Raw genomic sequence first — 16956 nt, forward strand, 5'->3', positions numbered from 1 at the left:
ATTCCGGCTGCGAAGCGGATTTCGCAGCCGGAGCAATGAACGTGGTGCAACACGAACGAAACGAGGCGCCTGGCATCCGGCCGGGTACGAGAGCGGAAGTTTTCATGCTGCATATTCTCTATTTCGTCCACGATCTCGCCGATCCCGCCGTCCGCAGGCGGGTGCTGATGCTGCAGGCGGGTGGGGCGAAAGTAACGCTGGCAGGCTTTCGGCGCGATGACAACGCGTTGGCTGCCGTGCACGGTGTCGAACCGATCGAACTCGGGCGGACGCGTGATGCGCAGTTCGCACAGCGTATCGCTGCCGTTGCCAAGTCTGCTCTGCAACTGCGCGGATTGCTGCGTTCGATTGAAAAGCCAGACGTGATCATCGGCCGCAATCTTGAAATGCTGGCCGTGGCCAATCGCGCCAAGTCGATCTTCGGCGGCGATATGCCCGTTGTCTACGAGTGCCTCGATATTCACCGGCTGCTGCTGCGCAAGGACGTCTTTGGCGGCGCCCTTCGTGGCATCGAGCGCCATTTCGGCGCGGATGCGGCGCTGCTGCTGACCAGTTCGCCGGCCTTTGTCGAGCATTATTTCCGCTCTCGCTCGGGCCTCGACCTGCCGATCCTCCTTCTCGAGAACAAAGTCCTGGCGATCGAGGGTATCGGGGCTGAAATTACCGTTGCGCCGCGATTGCCAGCCGCCAACGAGCCCTGGAAGATCGGCTGGTTCGGTGCGCTTCGGTGTCGCAAATCACTGGAAATGCTTGCTGAATTTTCACGTCAGATGGAAGGCCGCTTCGAGATCGTCTTGCGTGGCCGGCCGGCCTATTCCGAGTTCAGTGATTTCGATGGCTTCGTGCGCGATGCGCCCTTCATGCGCTTCGGTGGCCCATACAAAAATCCCGAGGATCTCGCGGCGATCTATGGCGAGGTGCAATTCTCCTGGGCTATCGACTTCTTCGAAGAAGGACTGAATTCCAGTTGGCTATTGCCGAACCGTCTCTATGAAGGCGGCCTGCATGGCGCCGTGCCGATCGCCTTCAATGGCACTGAAACCGCACGGTTCCTGGCAAACCGAAAAATTGGGCTGACGCTCGAAAAGGCGGATGCTGCGCACCTTGTCGCCCTCCTGGGCGACATAAATAAGGAGCGCTACCTCGCCGCTTTCAACGCCTTGGCCGCGCAGGACCGCAGGCAATGGATGACCGACCGCGCCGAATGCCAAGGATTGGTGCAGCGGCTGGCCTCCCTTACCCGCGCCAGTGGCCAAACCGCCGAATTAAAAGCCCTCCCACAAATGCATCGCAATAGAGGTGGATTGCAATGAAGACCGGAATTCCCATGGATATGCGTTGCTTAATCGTTATTCCCTGCCTCAATGAGGAGAAGCATATCGAGCCGCTGATTGCCAAGCTCGGTAGTGCTCTGGACGAACTTGATGCCCGGATCGTGGTTGCCGATGGTGGTAGCACGGATAGAACGCGCGACATCGTCAAGGAGATCGCCGCGACCGATCCGCGCATTCTCCTGCTCGACAACCCGAAGCGGCTGCAAAGTGCTGCGATCAATCTCGCCATCGAAACCTTTGGCCGCGACTACGACTATTTCATTCGCATCGACGCCCATGGCGATTATCCCAGCGACTACTGCCAGATCCTCGCGCAGGAGGCGCAGGCGACTGGGGCGGATTCGGTTGTCGTCGCCATGCGTACCATGGGCTTTAGCGCTTTCCAGAAGGCGACGGCGGTGGCGCAGAATTCCAAGCTCGGCAATGGCGGCTCCAAGCACCGCGAAGGCGCCAAGGGGCATTGGGCCGATCACGGTCACCATGCGCTGATGCGCATCTCTGCCTTCCGCGCCGTCGGCGGCTATGACGAAGCCTTCAGCCACAATGAGGATGCCGAGCTCGACTATCGCCTACGGAAGGCCGGTTATCGCATCTGGCTCACCGACAAGACGGCAATGACCTATTATCCGCGCTCCAGCGTTCCGACGCTTTTCCGACAGTATCTCGGCTATGGCCGCGGCCGTGCGCGCAATATCCTCAAGCATCGCAGCATGCCGAGCGTCCGCCAGATGCTGCCGCTGGCCGTGGTGCCGATCTTCGTCGGCGCGTTTCTGGCGATCCTCAGTTGGATTGCGGTCGTTCCCATCAGCCTTTGGGCTTTTGCATGCGTAGCCTATGGCTTCTGGATCGCGCTCGGCGAGCGCAATCCGTACGGACCTCTCGCCGCCGTCTCGGCCATGGTCATGCATTTTGCCTGGTCGATGGGTTTCTGGATGGAAGTCTTCAGCTTCCGTGCACGCAAGGTGGTGTCATGACGCGGAACCCGGAGCGCCGATCCGTGAGGATCGATATCGCTGTCTGCACCTATCGCCGCGCCGAACTGGACCAGACGCTGTTGTCGCTGGCGGTCTTGACCGTTCCTGTGGACGTTACTGTCCGTATCATCGTTGCCGACAATGACGTGATGCCAAGTGCGCGCGACCGCGTCGAAGCCATGCGTTCGGCGGTGCCTTTCGAGATTGCCTATGTGCATTGCCCCGCTTCGAACATTTCGATCGCCCGCAACGCCTGCCTCGAGCATGCGACCGGCGATTTCGTGGCCTTCATCGACGACGACGAGACCGCATCAGAGGATTGGCTGGCTGAATTACTGGTGACCGCGGATACCACCGGAGCCGACGCGGTGCTCGGCCCCGTCAGCGCCGTCTATCCGAACGGTGCGCCGGGCTGGATGCGGCGCGGCGATTTCCATTCGACATTGCCGGTCTGGGTCTCCGGCGATATCCGCACGGGCTATACCTGCAATGTCCTGCTGCGGCGCAACGCGCCGTCGCTTGCCGGCCGCCGCTTCAACATCGCGCTGGGGCGCAGCGGTGGCGAGGATACGGAATATTTCGCCCACATGCACAGGGCGGGCGGAAAGATCGCCTTTGCAGAGGACGCCATGGTCTACGAACCCGTGCCGAACGGGCGGGCGACGGTTGCCTGGCTCACGAAGCGGCGGTTCCGTATGGGGCAGACGCATGGGCGGATGCTGCTGGAGACGTCGGCCGGCCTTGGCCGGTGGAAGGCAATTGCGATGGCCGGCGCCAAATCCGGCTATTGCTTTGCCGTCGCCGCGCTTCTCGCCGCTTTTCCCGTGCAGCGCCACCGCTACGGCCTGCGCGGTATCATGCACGCAGGCGTCGTCAGCGGCCTGTTCGGTGTCCGCGAAATCGAACAATACGGAAATTTGGAGAAAGCACCGCAATGACGGATTTCATCCCTGATGTCAGTTTCGTCATCGCAGCCTACAACGCCGAGGACACCCTGGAGCGCGCCATTGACAGCGCGTTGGCGCAGGGTGCCGTCAGCATGGAGGTGATCGTCGTCGACGATTGTTCCAGCGACAATACCCCGACGATTGCCGGCAACCACCCCGATCCGCGCGTTCGGCTCGTTGCCATGCCCCGTAACGGCGGTCCCGCCGCGGCACGCAATGCCGGCCTTGACGCCGCTCGCGGCCGTTGGGTTGCCGTGCTTGATTCCGACGATGCGCTACGCCCGGACCGCATGGCACGGCTGATTGCACGGGCCGAAAAGGCCGAGGCCCAGATCGTCGTCGACAATCTCGATGTTATCAGGGGAGCGGATGAGGCGGCGGGCACGATGTTTCCGGAAGCCGTACTCGCGCGTCTGCCGGTTCTGACGCTGCAGAAATTCATCATGTCGAACATGATTTTCCGCTCCGAGCATAATTTCGGCTACATGAAGCCCGTCTTCGAGCGCGCCTTTCTCGAGAAGCACCACCTGCGCTTCGACGAGGCCCTCAGGATCGGCGAGGACTATATTTTTCTCGCCTCCGCATTGGCTAAAGGCGGCGTCTGCGCTGTCGAACCGACGGCCGGTTATCTCTATTACATTCGCGAAGGTTCGATCTCGCGCGTGCTGAAGCGGCAAGATGTCGAGGCGATGATTGCCGCCGACCAGAAGTTTTTCTCTACACATCCTTTCGGTGCCGCCGCTCTGGCCGCCCAACGGCGACGGACGCGCAACCTGAAAGAAACACTATCCTTCCTAATGCTTGTCGACAGCATCAAGGACGGTTCCTTACCGAACGCGCTGAAAATTGCCTGCTGCAATCCGGGCGCGGTTCGTCATTTGCGCATGCCGATCGCGGCCCGTCTTCGTCGTCTTGCCGCCCTTCTTCGGGGCAACGGCGAGACAACCGTCCTGCAGGGCGGCGGCGAAGTCGCGTCGGCGTCCCCGATCTCCCCCTCCCTCCCCAGTTTGGGCGCAGGCCCTCACTCTAACAAAGGATAGAGCTATGGACCCTAAGCATCGTGTGAGAAAAGCAATCATCCCAGTTGCTGGCAACGGAACCCGTTTCCTGCCGGCCACCAAGGCGATGCCCAAGGAAATGTTGACAATTGTCGATCGTCCGGTGGTGCAATATGCCGTCGACGAGGCCATCGAGGCCGGCATAGAGCACATCGTCTTCGTCACCAGCCGCAACAAATCGGCAATCGAGGATCATTTCGACGATACGCCGGAGCTGATCTCCTCGCTGCATAGAGCGGGCAAGACAAAGCAGGTTTCCGAACTGGAGCGTCTTCTGCCGCGGGCCGGCTCGGTCAGCTTTACCCGCCAGCAGGCGCCGCTCGGCCTCGGCCATGCCGTATGGTGCGCTCGGGACCTGATCGGCAATGAGCCGTTTGCGCTGCTGCTGCCCGATATGGTCTGCCATGGCCTGCGCGGCTGCATGGCCGGGCTGATGGAACTCTATGACGAAGTCGGCGGCAATATCGTCGCGGTCGAGGAATGTGCGCCGGAAGAGACCTCGAAATACGGCATTATCGGCCGTGGAGCGCCGGTTCGCCACGGCTTCGGTGTGACCAAAATGGTTGAGAAACCGCATCCGTCGGAGGCGCCTTCTAACTTTTACCTCAATGGGCGCTATATTCTCCAGCCTGAGATCTTCGACATCCTGGCGCGGCAGGAACGCGGCGCTGGCAACGAGATCCAGCTAACCGACGGCATGCTGCGCCTGTCTCAAACACAGGACTTCCATGCCCAGGCTTATAGCGGACGGACTTTCGATTGCGGATCGAAGCAAGGCTTTATCGAGGCGAACGTCGCCTTCGCGCTGGCACGCGCGGACATCGGCGGTCTCGTTTACGACTCGATCCGAAGCTTGGTTCTCTCGCACGAAGCGCAGATGACCGCAGCTTAAGCCGCTTCACACTTTCGCCTGCGGCCTCGATGGCCGCAGGCCATTGCCGCTATTCATTTAGGCTTCTCCGACAAGGTGGTCGCCATGCATCAGAAGAATTTCACCTTCCACAGCGCTCTTCCAAAGGAGGAGCAGGATGGTTTCATTGACCTAGACCGGCTGATGGCGGTCATCACCCGTCGCATCCGCACCATCCTCGCCGGTGTGGTCATCTTCGTCGCACTGGCGGTCGCTTATCTGCTGACCGCACCTTCGACCTATACGTCAGCGACACAGATATTGCTCGACGAAACCATGACCAAATATGCGGAGGACCAGCCGCCGCAGGCCAGCAGCCAGCAGGCCGATATGGAGATCGCCAGCGCTGTCGAAATCCTGAAATCCAACGAGATGGCCTTGCGCGTCGTCGATGCGGCAGGCCTCGTCAACAATGACGCGATCCTCAATCCGCCGCAGTCGCCGGTAGCGCTGATCAAATCCGGCGTGAAGCTGATTGCCAGCGCCTTTAAACCGGCGAAGCCGCCGCTAACTGCCGAAGAGGCGCGCGAGGCGCAACGTCAGCAAATCGCCGCGACATTGCAGGACGCTCTCAAGGTGGAGCGCGTCACCCGCAGTTCCGTCGTCTCCGTATCCTTCGGCTCGACCGATCAGCAATTGGCCGCCAAGGTCACTGCGGCCTATGCCGACGCCTATCTGACGGATCAGCTCAACGCCAATTTCGATGCAACCGAGCGGGCATCCGTCTGGCTGCAGGAGCGGCTGAACGACCTGCGCGAGCGTTCGCAACAGGCTTCGCTCGATGTCGAAAAATATAAGGCCGAGAACGGTCTGACCTCGACCGGCGGCGAACTGATGTCGGAACAGCAGATTTCCGATCTCAACAAGCAACTGATCATCGCTCAGGCCGATACCGCCAGCGCCTCGGCGCGCTATTATCAATATAAATCGATCATCGATCAGGGACCGGACAATGCGGTGAAAAACGCGACGATCTCGTCCAGTCAGACCGACAATAGCGTATTGCAGGATCTGAAGACGCGTTATCTCAATGTGCAGAAGCGCGAGCAGGACGTGACGCAGAATTTCGGCGCCAGTCATCCCCAAGCCGTGGCGCTGAAGGCGGAGCGCGAAGACATCACGCGGCAGATTTACCAGGAACTGCAGCAACTGACGGCGAGCTACAAGAATGAATTCGACGTAGCACAATCGCGTGCGGTGTCGCTGCGCAACAGCATCGAAGGCGTGGTCGGCAAGAACTCCGAGGCCAATAAATCCCTCGTGCAATTGAATGCGCTGAACCAGAAAGCGACAGCGCTGAAGACGCTCTACGAATCCTATCTCAGCCGTTATGAGGAGGCATCGCAGCAACGCTCCTTCCCGATCGCCAAGGCCCGCGTCATCTCCGCCGCCGGTGTGCCATCCGCGCCGTCAAGCCCGAAAAAGACGCTCGTCCTGGCACTTTCGATCGTGCTCGGCTTGATGGCCGGCGGTGCCTTTGCCGCGCTGCAGGAATTCCGCGACCGGTACTTCCGGGTCGAAGCCGATGTGCGCGCAGCGCTCGGCCTCAAATTCCTGGGCTATTTGCCGCTGCTCGGCCAACAGACATTCGACAAGAAGAAAAAGAAGGGTCGCAGGCTCAAAGTCGGGCCGGCAACGGCCGAGGATGCCGAGACCGGTGTCGCTTTCGAACGGATCATGCGTGTCTCGGTCGAGGCCCCGCGCTCGATATTCGCCGAAACCCTGCGCAACGCCAAGCTTGCCAGCGATGTCATGCTGCAAGGACGGGCTGACCGCGTGATCGGCGTTGTCTCGGCATTGCCCGGCGAAGGCAAGTCGACGACGGCCGCCAATTTTGCCGCGCTGCTCGCGAGCAGCGGCAAACGCACGCTGCTGATCGATGCCGACTTGCGCAATCCCGGTTTGAGCCGGATGCTGAAATCACCGCCGCAGACCGGCCTCATCGAGGCGGCTCTCGGCGAAATTCCCTGGGCAAGTGCCGTCAGGGTCGATCCACGCACCAAGCTTGCTATTCTGCCGGTGGTTCTACGCGATCATCTGCTGCATACCAGCGAGCTCCTGTCTTCTCAGGGCATGCTGAACCTGATGGAAAGCGCGCGGAAGATGTTCGACTACATCGTCGTCGACCTTGCGCCGCTGGGCCCGGTCATCGACGCCAAGGCATTCGCGCCGCAGGTGGACGCCTTCCTCTTTGTTGCCGAGTGGGGCGCGACGCCGACCAATCTCGTCAGGGATTTGCTGGAACAGGAGCCGCAGATCAATTCGCGTGTTCTCGGCGTCATCCTCAACAAGACGGATATGTCGGAACTGTCTCGCTATAGCGACTTCGGTGGCACGGAGCGCTACCGGCAGAAATACACCAGCTACTACACCGAGGAACAACCGAAGGCAGAAATCGACGCCTAGAGCAATTCTAGGAATTGTGCGAACCGGTTTTCCGTCCGGAATGCGTAAAAACAAAGTGACAAAGTGAAGGCGATTCCGTGAAACGCTGAACCGTTCTCCCCTACGCTTTCAACGTCCTGGCACCGGCGCGTGCCAGGACGTGTTCGCGCCAAATCGTGAAGATGCCCGCGGCCACGACGATGATGGCGCCAACGATCGTACTGGTATTGAGAGTTTCCCCGAAGATCGATACGGCGATGATCGCCGAGAAGACGAGCTGCAGATAAGTGAGCGGCTGGATCACCACCGCGTCGAGAAGGTCATAGGCGCGAATGAGAAAATAGTGGCTCGACATGCCCGTGAGGCAGAGCACACCCAGGAAAGCCCAGTCATACGGCACAACCGGTGCCCAGAAGAACGGTCCGATGCAGCTCATGGCAACGGCGCCGACGACGCCGGTGTAAAGAAAGCTCGTCATCGCGGAATCGTCCCGGCTGACATAGCGGGTGAGAACGACATACAGCGAAAACAACAGGGCACCGGCAAGCGGCAGCAGGAAACGAATGTCGAAAAAGCCGCTTTCCGGCTTCAGGATCAGCAGCACGCCGACGAAGCCGATGCAGATTGCCAGCCAGCGCCGCCAACCGACCCTTTCGCCAAGGATCGGCACGGACAATAACGCGACCATCAATGGTCCGGACGAGAAGATCGCCTGCGAACGGGCAAGGCCGACGATGACGAAGGACGAGATGGCGACCACGATCTGCGCGGCTAGCAGCAGCCCTCGGGTGATCTGCAGGCGCGGCCGTTTGGTGCGGATGGCGACACGCAATCCGCCGGGTGAGCGCGATGCCAACGCCACGGCAAAAAGCATGAAGGCCCAGTAGCGGATCATCGCCACGAAGAGCGGCGGATAGGCACTCACCAGATGTTTTGAGATGCCGTCCTGTATGGCGAATATGCTGATCGCCAACAGCGTGAAGACATAACCGGCAGTATTGGATTTCATTTCGGCTCGAAGGAAGGATGGTATGCGGCCCCGGAAGCGCCGGCCAAACCGACGCTGCCGATCACAATAGGCCATTCGATCCTTCGATCATAGGCTCCCGCATCTGCCTTACTACACGAAATGTGTCGATCAGCTTTTTTGCGTGCTTTCGACAAAGGCGGCGAAACCCTCGACGAAGGCGGCGAGGTTCTGCTTCACTTTCTCGTCGACGATTTGACCTTCCGCATCGAACACGCTGCCGGCGCGAGACACCATCAGCCGACCGCCGAACCAGGGATTGGCGCCGAGCGTGCGCAGAACGGGCAGCCAGGCAGTCTGGCTAAGGATCGTGCCGAAATTGCCGGGCGAGGCGCCGAGAACGGCGACGGGTTTTGCCCGGAAGACGCGGGGAATATCGCTGGGCGGCCTGCTCATCCAGTCGATCGCGTTCTTGAAAACGCCGGGAAGCGAATTGTTGTATTCCGGCGTGAACAGGATCAGGCCGTCGGAGGCTGCGGCCAGCTCCTTGAGCTCGCTCACCTTTTCCGGAATACCTTCGGCCTCGACATCGGCGTCATAAAGCGGAATGCCATGGATCGTCCCGGCGATGAGTTCAACGCCCGGCGGCGCGAGCGCGACAGCGGCGTGCAGCAGTGCCGTATTGAATGAGCCCTTGCGAAGGCTGCCCGATATGCCGAGAATTTTCATCGTGTCCCCCATAAGAATTGGATGGGGAGAGATTTATAGCTCGATACCATTCGTCAAGGACCGATGGTCATGTGAATGCGGATAGCCCAAGTCGAATATCGCCTGCCCCTCATATATCGATGAAAACGGCACCGTTTTCGACCTTGACGGGATAGGTTTTGAGGTTGACGCAGACGGGGGCGCCCTTGGCCTCGCCGGTGCGGTAGTCGAAGCGGCCGTTGTGCTTGGGACATTCGATGATGTTGTCCATCACCAGCCCGTCGGCAAGATGGACCTGCTCGTGCGTGCACAGGCCGTCGGTGGCAAAATAGTCGTCTTCCGGGCTGCGATAGATCGCGAAGGTTTTGCCGCCATGGTCGAAGCGCATGACGTCCTCCTCGTCGATCGCATCCGCCGCGCAGACCTTAATCCAGTTGCCGCTCATTCCTGCCTCCCTGTATGTGCCGTTGTATATGCCGTTCTGGCTGCGGTTGTTGCCTGCGGTTATTGTGCCGCTTCGGCCAGCCCGGTGTGGAATTCCTCGCGATAGGGCCGCGCCGTCGGCGGCAGGTCGCGCTTCAGGAAATAATCCTCGTTGCGCAACTGCCGCAGGAAGGCCGGGATCATCTCGCGGTAGCCCGACCAGATCGACGGATTGGGCCGCGGCAGATCGTGTTTGATCATCGCATGCAGCTTCGGCAGCGCATGATAGGGCACCATCGGGAACATGTGGTGTTCGACATGATAGTTCATGTTCCAATAGATGAAGCGGCTTACCGGGTTCATCAGCACCGTGCGGCTGTTCAGCCGGTGGTCGATGACATTGTCGGCCAAGCCGCCATGCTGCAACAGGCCGGTCAGCACATGATGCCAGGCGCCGTAGAGCCGCGGCAGGCCGATCAGCACCAGCGGCAGGACAGAGCCCATGGCAATAGCGGCGGCGATGGTGGCGATATAGATGAGGCTCCAGATGCGGGCGATGCGGATCGCCTTCGGCTGCTCCATCTCGGGAATGAAGGTTTTCTCCGTGGCGCTGATGATGCCGCAGGCATTGCGGACCATGTCGAGCATCGCATAGAAGACATCGACGATGCCGAAGAAGTTCAGGACCAGGCGCACGAGATCCGGCGGCCGCATGACGGCGATCTCCGGATCGCGGCCGACGATGACGGTGTCGGTGTGATGGCGGGTATGGCTCCAGCGCCAGGTCACCGGATTGCGCATGATCATGAAGCAGGCGATCTCATAGACCGCATCGTTCATCCAGCGGGTCTTGAACGCCGTGCCATGGCCGCATTCGTGCCAGCGGCTATCAGAGGCCGAACCGTAAAGCACGCCGTAAGCCAGGAAGAAGGGTACACAAAGCCAGGAACCCCAGAAAAAGATGCCGAGGCCGGCGAGGATCGCCATGCTGCCGAGCCAGATGATCGTGTCGCGGATGGCGGCTGCATCGGAGCGCTGCATCAGCGCCTTCATCTCCTTGCGGGCAATCTCGGTATGATACCACTCCGCCGCCGCCAATCCGGTTTCGACCGCCTGCCGGCCGCTTGGGCCAAGCAGGCTGTAATCACGCTTTCCTGTCTCGCTCATTCCTGCCTCCCGCGTCGCAAACCAGCGCGCCGCACCTGATGACGGGAATGATAGGTCGAGTTTTTGCTTGCCTCAATGCAACGATGATGGAATCTATCATATTCCATCAATCCTCCATCTCATTCATGATGGAATACATCAGGACCATCCATGCGCAGACCAACCATCGCTGATCTCGCTAGAGCGTGATGGAGAGCGGCTGCGCCCAATGAGCAGCGGATCAGACATTTTTCCTTTTGAGGCCTCCTACTTGGGAAATATTCGAATGATAGAATTCTATCATTCAGACCGAAAATTCTTCCACGAAGAAGAACCAAAGCGCTCCTTCGCCCAAAAATCACCTGACCCCAAAAAGTCCGCGATTTTTTTGGGAACCTTTTTCTCTCAACTCTATCCAATGGCTAGTTCCGACACGAGACCAACGGACGAAGGACGGCACTGTGTCCAATGTCCGCTCCGGATTAACAACGAACGGGAGACAAATCATGTTCAAGCACATTCTGACCGCGACATTCCTGGTCGGCTTCGCCAGCACCGCAGCAATCGCCGCAGATGCGAAAATCTCCGATCCACAAATCGCCCATATCGCCTACACCGCCGGACAGATCGACGTCACGGCTGCCGAGCAGGCGGTGAAAAAAAGCAAGAATCCGGAGGTGGTCGAATTCGCCAAGACTATGGAGCGCGACCACAAATCCGTTAACGAGCAGGCGCTGGCGCTGGTCAAGAAACTCAAGGTCACGCCTGAGGACAATGACGTCAGCAAGTCGCTGAGTGCCCAAGCCAGCAAGGAACTGGCCAAGCTCGGCAAGTTGGACGGCAAGGCCTTCGACAAGGCCTATATCGACAATGAAGTGGCCTATCACAAGGCGGTCAACGACGCGCTTTCCAAGCAACTGATCCCATCGGCAAAGAATGCCGAACTCAAGTCACTGTTGGAGACCGGCCTTACACTCTTCCAGGAACATCAAACGCATGCGGAACATCTTGCCGCGGCGATGAAATGAACCGGCGATGGGCGCGATGAATACAAAGCGTCTATCGGTGATTGTCGTGGGGTTGCTGCTCATGACGGTCAGCACGGTGACGAAGTCGGCCGAATATCAAATCGCCATCGCGAATATGAAATTCGGCCTGCCGCCGGCCACGTTGCACGTCGGCGACGTGATCGTCTGGCGTAACGATGATATATTCCGCCACACGGCCACCGCGCGCGATGCCAGCTTCGACATCGACCTGCCGGCCAAGTCGCAAAAGAAAATGACCATCGAACGCACCGGCGACGTGAAATTTTACTGCCGCTTTCATCCGATGATGATCGGGGAACTGAATGTACAGCCGTAGGGAGAGAGAGGAGCCACGATGACTGCCGTCTCCGCCGCAGCCAAGCGACAACGGCCGGATCCTTCCACCTATTCGGAAGCCGAACTCATCGCTCGCGCCAAGGCTGGCGATGAGGATGCCATCCGGATCATTGTCCAGCGCAACAACCAGCGCTTGTTTCGAACGGCGCGCGCCATCGTCGGCAACGATGCGGAAGCGGAGGATGTTGTCCAGGCAACCTATGTGCAAGCGTTTATCAACCTCGCCGCCTTCCGCGGCAGTTCCAGCCTATCGACCTGGCTGACGAGGATTGCGCTCAACGAAGCATTCGCTCGCGTGCAGCGACGACGCGACTTTACCGGGCTTGAGGAGATCGACATGCAGAACAAGGCGTCAGGCGGCGGTTTGTTGCACTTCCCCTCCTCGCTCGCGCCAGCCGATCCCGAGGCTGAATTGGCGCGAAATCAGACGAGGCGTCTGCTGGAACATGCGGTGGATGCCCTGCCCGCCGAGTTCCGCACCGTCTTCATTCTGCGCGACGTGGAAGGCTTCAGCACGGAGGAAACGGCGTTCCTCCTCAACATCAAACCGGAGACCACCAAGACCCGGCTGCACCGTGCCCGCAAGATGATGCGGCTTTCGATAGAAAAGCAGTTTTCCGGAGCATTTTCCGCCCTCTTTCCCTTCGATGGTGCCCGCTGCGCCGATATGGCCGACCGGGTGATTACAGCGCTGCGCACAATACACGCGGGGAAAAGGGATTCCTCGATACCATCGCAGTAGAAGGGGTCGTATCAGGACTTGGGTGTCGCATGCTGCCTGCCGAGAAATGTCATTTCCTCGTGCTTCACCCTGTTCTCGTCATCGAGAATCGCACGCCACATGCGGTTGCCTAGTCGCAAGGAAAGGCGCTTCGTTCCCGCGTGATCTTCCGTGCCCACCTCCACGGAAGAGGTGACGGAGCCGCGCTGCATGTAGCGGCGAAATTCTGCAAGCGAGAGACCAAACCGAGCGGCGATTTCCGAAGAATCGACAATAAAATCCCCATTTTGCGCGCGCTCGACGAACATTGCTTCACCCCTTCCGCAGATATACACGCTCATATATCAAACCAAAATGGAGAACGACCACCGGCGGGAGAATCGTTCCCGCCTCCGATCAAACGCTTTGGCGTCTACGGCGTTCGCACCTTTGCGGAAAACGCAAATCTCGGCACGATGGAGACAAGCTGGGCCGACAAAAGCGATATCACCGAAATCAGCACCAAAAAGCCTCCGATGTAGATCCACGGCGACATGTGATCGCTGTGGACGAAGTGCTCATATATTTCGGTAAAGCCCCTGTGACACATATAGATCGGATAGGAGAGATAGCCGAGAAATATGCCAATCGGCTGAATCTTCTCCGGAATTTCCAGATATGTGCCGGCAAGGACGATAAGCGGCGAAATGACGATGCAGAAGAGCAGAGCGAATTTCAGCGAATAGGTCGGCAGAAACAGCAGAGCGAAAATCGAGACGATCGGCAGAAGCGCAAAATAGGTTGTGACGGGACGCCTGTCTTTCTGAAGCCTGAATATGATCATGCCGACGACGAAGGAGAAAAACACGCGAGCCAGTCCACCGTCGACCGATCGCCATTCCCAGCCAAGGTCGAGGGAGCGGTGCAAGGCGACGGATGCGAGCAGACAGCCAAGTGATGCCGCCGCGACAATAGCTAGATGTTTCGTTCTCATCCTGAAAAGCATCAGGGCAAATACCAGATTGACGAGCAGCTCCCAGAACAGCGACCACGCAGGCCCGTTCAAAGGGTATAACGGCCACAAATCCGTTGCGGATCTCGTCAGAAAGCTCGGAGACGGCAGCATGAATGCGGTCGAAATCAAGCTTGCGAGCAAATCGCCGACACTGTCGGTCGACCAATTCCAATGGGCCAGCAATTGCACAAGTCCATAGAAGGTTCCGAGTATGAACAACGGATAGAGGCGCGCGTAGCGGGCTTTCATAAAGGCCGCCAGCGGCATACCGCTGGCGAGCTTTTCGCTATATGCCCTTGCAATGACGAAGCCGCTCAGAACGAAAAAGAAGTCGACCGCGACATAGGCCAAAGGCGCATAAGGTCGTTGAAGGTGATAGACAACGACCGCAAATGCCGCGAGCCCCCGCATCGCGTCGAGCGATGCATATCGATGGCTTGTCCGACCCGCCTGAAGCGAGCGTCCCTGCGGTGGGAGAGGGATCGACCTAAGGTCTTCTCCCGTCGCTGAACTATCGGATGCTTTCACAACTGATCACCATTTCACGTTGTTGGCGCTGGCAGCACCGAAAAATTCGTTGCGCAGGCCGCGATCGAGCGGACGAACCCGCGTGAGATTGCGAAGAAGTTGGCGAGGGCGCCGAAGCGCGCGGGTATTGAAAAAATAGGTCGACAGCAGACTGGCGGACTTGCTGTGCGCACCGCTATGCCCAACCCGGTAAATGGCGCCGCGAAACGGCAGCGCCTCGAGGGGCGTGCCGCGCTCGGCCAATATGTTTGCGATACGCACATGACTGCCCAGCATCGACTTCACATAGTCGATATCGGCAACCTCAAGTGTCGCCGGAAGGTCGTAGAGACGCGATTGCACGATCAACGATGTGCCGCAGTAATTCGCGAAATCATCGTAATGCATGATCAACCGGCCGCCTTCGTTCCAGAGGTAGCCCTTGTCGATCTTCCAGCCGTTCGTATCCGGGTGCTGCGCAACGTAGCTGACGATATTGGTGCTGACGAAATCGTCATCGTCTACGATCATGAAAAACCGCGAATCCCGGGCTGAAAGCATACCGCTCAGCACGCGGCGGCCCTTGTCCAGGCGGAACGCGTCGTAGACCCTTTCTCTATCCGCGCTATCCAAATCGTGGAGCTGGTTCGGGGGAAACGTAACGCGTTCGACTGAAAATTGCGGCGGCAGATCGGGAAGGTCCGCACCCTCATTCGCGACGATAACGGCGCTCCAATCGGGGTTCGATTGACCGGCAATCGACGCCACGGTTTGGGACAACCGTTCTTTCAGCGCCGGCCAATCCTTGGCATTGTCCTGGTGTCGAACCGGAATGATGAACGTAACGAGTGACATAATTCCCTCTTTTGCGATCGCATCGGCCCTGCATCCGACAGGGACATTGGAATAAACAATCGATTTCGATGCTCGGCCGCTGAGCCGAACGAAAGTTAGCGCCGCCGGAGCATTGTCTTTGCCAGGAAAAGAGCTCTCTCCCGGCAAAGGATGAAGATCAGGCTCGTATAGACGATCGCGCCGACGGATATTTCGATCGCCAGGCGCGAGGCCGGGCTCCAGTCCTGCAGCAATGCCGAAGCGCCGAGCACGGCGGCAAGCATTCCGACATAGGCAGCTATCGGCCTAACGAACTGGGCGAAATAAGCTCCGACGCTGAGTGCAATCAAGCGCGAAACCATCCAGAGCGTTACCGGCCAAAGAAGCAGCACTTCGAGCATCAGCGCGAAGACGATGGTGGTCACGCCATATGGGTAAAGCAGCAGCACGGTGATGATCGTGACGATGTTTCGCACGAGCTGGTAGTAGAACCACCAGTCCGACTTGCCCTGGCTGGTAATCAAGGATGCCTGGACAACGCCGATGCCGCTCATCAATCCGATGACGCAGAAAAACCGCACCGGCCAGATCGCAGCCGCCCAGTGTTGCCCGAAGATCAACGGAATGGCGTCGTCGGCCACGGCGGCAAGACCCATGAAGGCCGGAAATGACACCAGCGAGCAGCCAAACGTTGCCATGAGGAATGCCTCACGGACCTTATTCTGATCATGCTGCAGCGACGACAGGAGAACGTGCGTGACCGAGGTCAGGCCGCCGGCAACGACATTGTTGATCATTTCGAAAAGCCGCCGGGCGAAATTATAGATGCCGAGCGCGGCCGGACTGACGAGCGTGCCTATGATGAGCTGATCGAGGCTCATGGACTGGAGGAAGCGATTGCCGGACGCAAAGACGCCGTAATGCAGGAGCTCGCGAAGACTGCTCCACTTGATCCGCACACCCGGCAGCCATCCCGCGCCCCAGAAGGCGGCTATGCATCCGGCGGCAGGTGCGGCGATCTGCGCGATCGCCAGTGCCCAGAGGCCGAAGCCGGCGAAAATCAAGGCCAGGCATACGAGGCCCGATACGACCGTGGCGATCGCCGTGCGGACGGCGGCGAGATGAAAGGACATCGTGCGGCCGATAAGGGCATTGGGAACGATGATCATCATGTCGAAGAAAATCTTCAAGCCGATAATCATCAGCAAGCCGACGATTTCGTCATGCCCCAGGGCATGGGCAATGTAGGAGGATCCCGCGAAAAGCACGAGGTAAAGGATCGCCGCCGACGCGAACGACAGCCAGAACACGGTATCGAGGTGGCTTTGGCGAATGGTCTTCTGCTGGATCAACGCTTCGCCGAACGCGGTCGGCCCAAGGCCGGCGGCAAAGCTCACGATGCTGAAGGCAAGCGCCACAAGACCAAAGTCCTGCGGCAGCAGATATCTCGACGTGACAATGAAAACGAGGCTGTTCAGCGCCGTCGGTATCAGCGTATCCAACGCCGACCAGAACGCCCCTTTCAGCGCCGCGCCGGATCGGTTCTCGCTCAAGTGTTCGAAGACGATCTCGTCCGACTCGAGAATCGCGCTTCCCGTTTCCCAGGAAGGCGGCGACCTCAAGCTTTCATCCGATTCATTAGCGATGTTACAACTCCATCTGG

17 protein-coding genes are annotated in these 16956 nt (G+C 59.0%); 9 read left to right on the plus strand and 8 right to left on the minus strand.

Going from position 1 to position 16956, the window contains the following annotated elements:
* The first annotated feature begins 104 nt into the window (after positions 1 to 104).
* From PH547_RS15050 to PH547_RS15075, 6 genes are all read left to right on the plus strand, one after another.
* Positions 105 to 1313 carry a glycosyl transferase family 1 gene (locus PH547_RS15050; protein ID WP_260305029.1) on the plus strand — a complete coding sequence of 403 codons (1209 nt, stop codon included), beginning with the start codon at positions 105 to 107 and terminating at the stop codon, positions 1311 to 1313.
* Entirely contained in the window at positions 1310 to 2308 is a 999-nt protein-coding gene (locus PH547_RS15055; RefSeq protein ID WP_260305028.1) for a glycosyltransferase family 2 protein, read from the plus strand. Before PH547_RS15050 ends, PH547_RS15055 begins: the two co-directional genes overlap by 4 nt.
* A complete protein-coding gene (locus PH547_RS15060; protein WP_260305027.1) occupies positions 2305 to 3246 on the plus strand; it encodes a glycosyltransferase family 2 protein in 942 nt (313 codons plus the stop codon). The genes PH547_RS15055 and PH547_RS15060 overlap by 4 nt, the downstream gene beginning before the upstream one ends.
* On the plus strand, positions 3243 to 4295 hold the full coding sequence (locus PH547_RS15065; RefSeq protein WP_285168717.1) for a glycosyltransferase family 2 protein: 1053 nt from the start codon (positions 3243 to 3245) through the stop codon (positions 4293 to 4295). Before PH547_RS15060 ends, PH547_RS15065 begins: the two co-directional genes overlap by 4 nt.
* Positions 4296 to 4299: 4 nt before the next feature.
* Positions 4300 to 5205: a UTP--glucose-1-phosphate uridylyltransferase gene (locus PH547_RS15070; RefSeq protein WP_260305025.1), complete on the plus strand. Its 906-nt coding sequence runs from the start codon at positions 4300 to 4302 to the stop codon at positions 5203 to 5205.
* Between the two features lie 84 nt (positions 5206 to 5289).
* On the plus strand, positions 5290 to 7629 hold the full coding sequence (locus tag PH547_RS15075; protein ID WP_260305024.1) for a polysaccharide biosynthesis tyrosine autokinase: 2340 nt from the start codon (positions 5290 to 5292) through the stop codon (positions 7627 to 7629).
* A gap of 100 nt (positions 7630 to 7729) precedes the next feature.
* Here the strand turns inward: PH547_RS15075 and PH547_RS15080 are convergent, their stop codons facing one another.
* The 4 genes from PH547_RS15080 to PH547_RS15095 all read right to left on the minus strand — a co-directional run bounded on the left by PH547_RS15080 (position 7730) and on the right by PH547_RS15095 (position 10873).
* A complete protein-coding gene (locus tag PH547_RS15080; protein ID WP_285168719.1) occupies positions 7730 to 8617 on the minus strand; it encodes a DMT family transporter in 888 nt (295 codons plus the stop codon).
* A 129-nt stretch (positions 8618 to 8746) separates the two neighbouring features.
* Positions 8747 to 9304, minus strand: coding sequence for an NADPH-dependent FMN reductase (locus PH547_RS15085; protein WP_260305022.1), 558 nt, complete (start codon positions 9302 to 9304; stop codon positions 8747 to 8749).
* Positions 9305 to 9413: 109 nt separating this feature from the next.
* The gene (locus PH547_RS15090; protein ID WP_104826613.1) at positions 9414 to 9728 is read right to left on the minus strand and encodes a MocE family 2Fe-2S type ferredoxin; all 315 of its coding nucleotides are present in this window, start codon (positions 9726 to 9728) and stop codon (positions 9414 to 9416) included.
* A 59-nt stretch (positions 9729 to 9787) separates the two neighbouring features.
* Positions 9788 to 10873, minus strand: coding sequence for a fatty acid desaturase family protein (locus PH547_RS15095; RefSeq protein WP_285168720.1), 1086 nt, complete (start codon positions 10871 to 10873; stop codon positions 9788 to 9790).
* A gap of 485 nt (positions 10874 to 11358) precedes the next feature.
* On the opposite strand from PH547_RS15095, the gene PH547_RS15100 reads away from it, so the two are divergent.
* The 3 genes from PH547_RS15100 (at position 11359) to PH547_RS15110 (ending at position 12979) form a co-directional block, all read left to right on the plus strand.
* Positions 11359 to 11880: a DUF4142 domain-containing protein gene (locus PH547_RS15100; RefSeq protein ID WP_104826611.1), complete on the plus strand. Its 522-nt coding sequence runs from the start codon at positions 11359 to 11361 to the stop codon at positions 11878 to 11880.
* 61 nt (positions 11881 to 11941) lie between these two features.
* Complete coding sequence (locus tag PH547_RS15105; RefSeq protein ID WP_457901159.1) at positions 11942 to 12217, plus strand: cupredoxin domain-containing protein; 276 nt, start codon at positions 11942 to 11944, stop codon at positions 12215 to 12217.
* A gap of 18 nt (positions 12218 to 12235) precedes the next feature.
* A complete protein-coding gene (locus PH547_RS15110; RefSeq protein WP_104826609.1) occupies positions 12236 to 12979 on the plus strand; it encodes an RNA polymerase sigma factor in 744 nt (247 codons plus the stop codon).
* A gap of 11 nt (positions 12980 to 12990) precedes the next feature.
* Here PH547_RS15110 and PH547_RS15115 read toward each other — a convergent pair whose 3' ends face one another.
* From PH547_RS15115 to PH547_RS15130, 4 genes are all read right to left on the minus strand, one after another.
* The gene (locus PH547_RS15115; protein ID WP_104826608.1) at positions 12991 to 13266 is read right to left on the minus strand and encodes a DUF6522 family protein; all 276 of its coding nucleotides are present in this window, start codon (positions 13264 to 13266) and stop codon (positions 12991 to 12993) included.
* A 104-nt stretch (positions 13267 to 13370) separates the two neighbouring features.
* Complete coding sequence (locus tag PH547_RS15120) at positions 13371 to 14480, minus strand: acyltransferase family protein (protein WP_285168721.1); 1110 nt, start codon at positions 14478 to 14480, stop codon at positions 13371 to 13373.
* Between the two features lie 6 nt (positions 14481 to 14486).
* Entirely contained in the window at positions 14487 to 15314 is an 828-nt protein-coding gene (locus PH547_RS15125) for a galactosyl transferase (protein ID WP_285168722.1), read from the minus strand.
* Positions 15315 to 15409: 95 nt separating this feature from the next.
* The gene (locus PH547_RS15130; protein ID WP_260305014.1) at positions 15410 to 16915 is read right to left on the minus strand and encodes a lipopolysaccharide biosynthesis protein; all 1506 of its coding nucleotides are present in this window, start codon (positions 16913 to 16915) and stop codon (positions 15410 to 15412) included.
* Positions 16916 to 16956 lie beyond the last annotated feature (41 nt).

It is taken from the genome of Rhizobium cerradonense, from assembly GCF_030182455.1.
Taxonomy (GTDB): Bacteria; Pseudomonadota; Alphaproteobacteria; order Rhizobiales; family Rhizobiaceae; genus Rhizobium.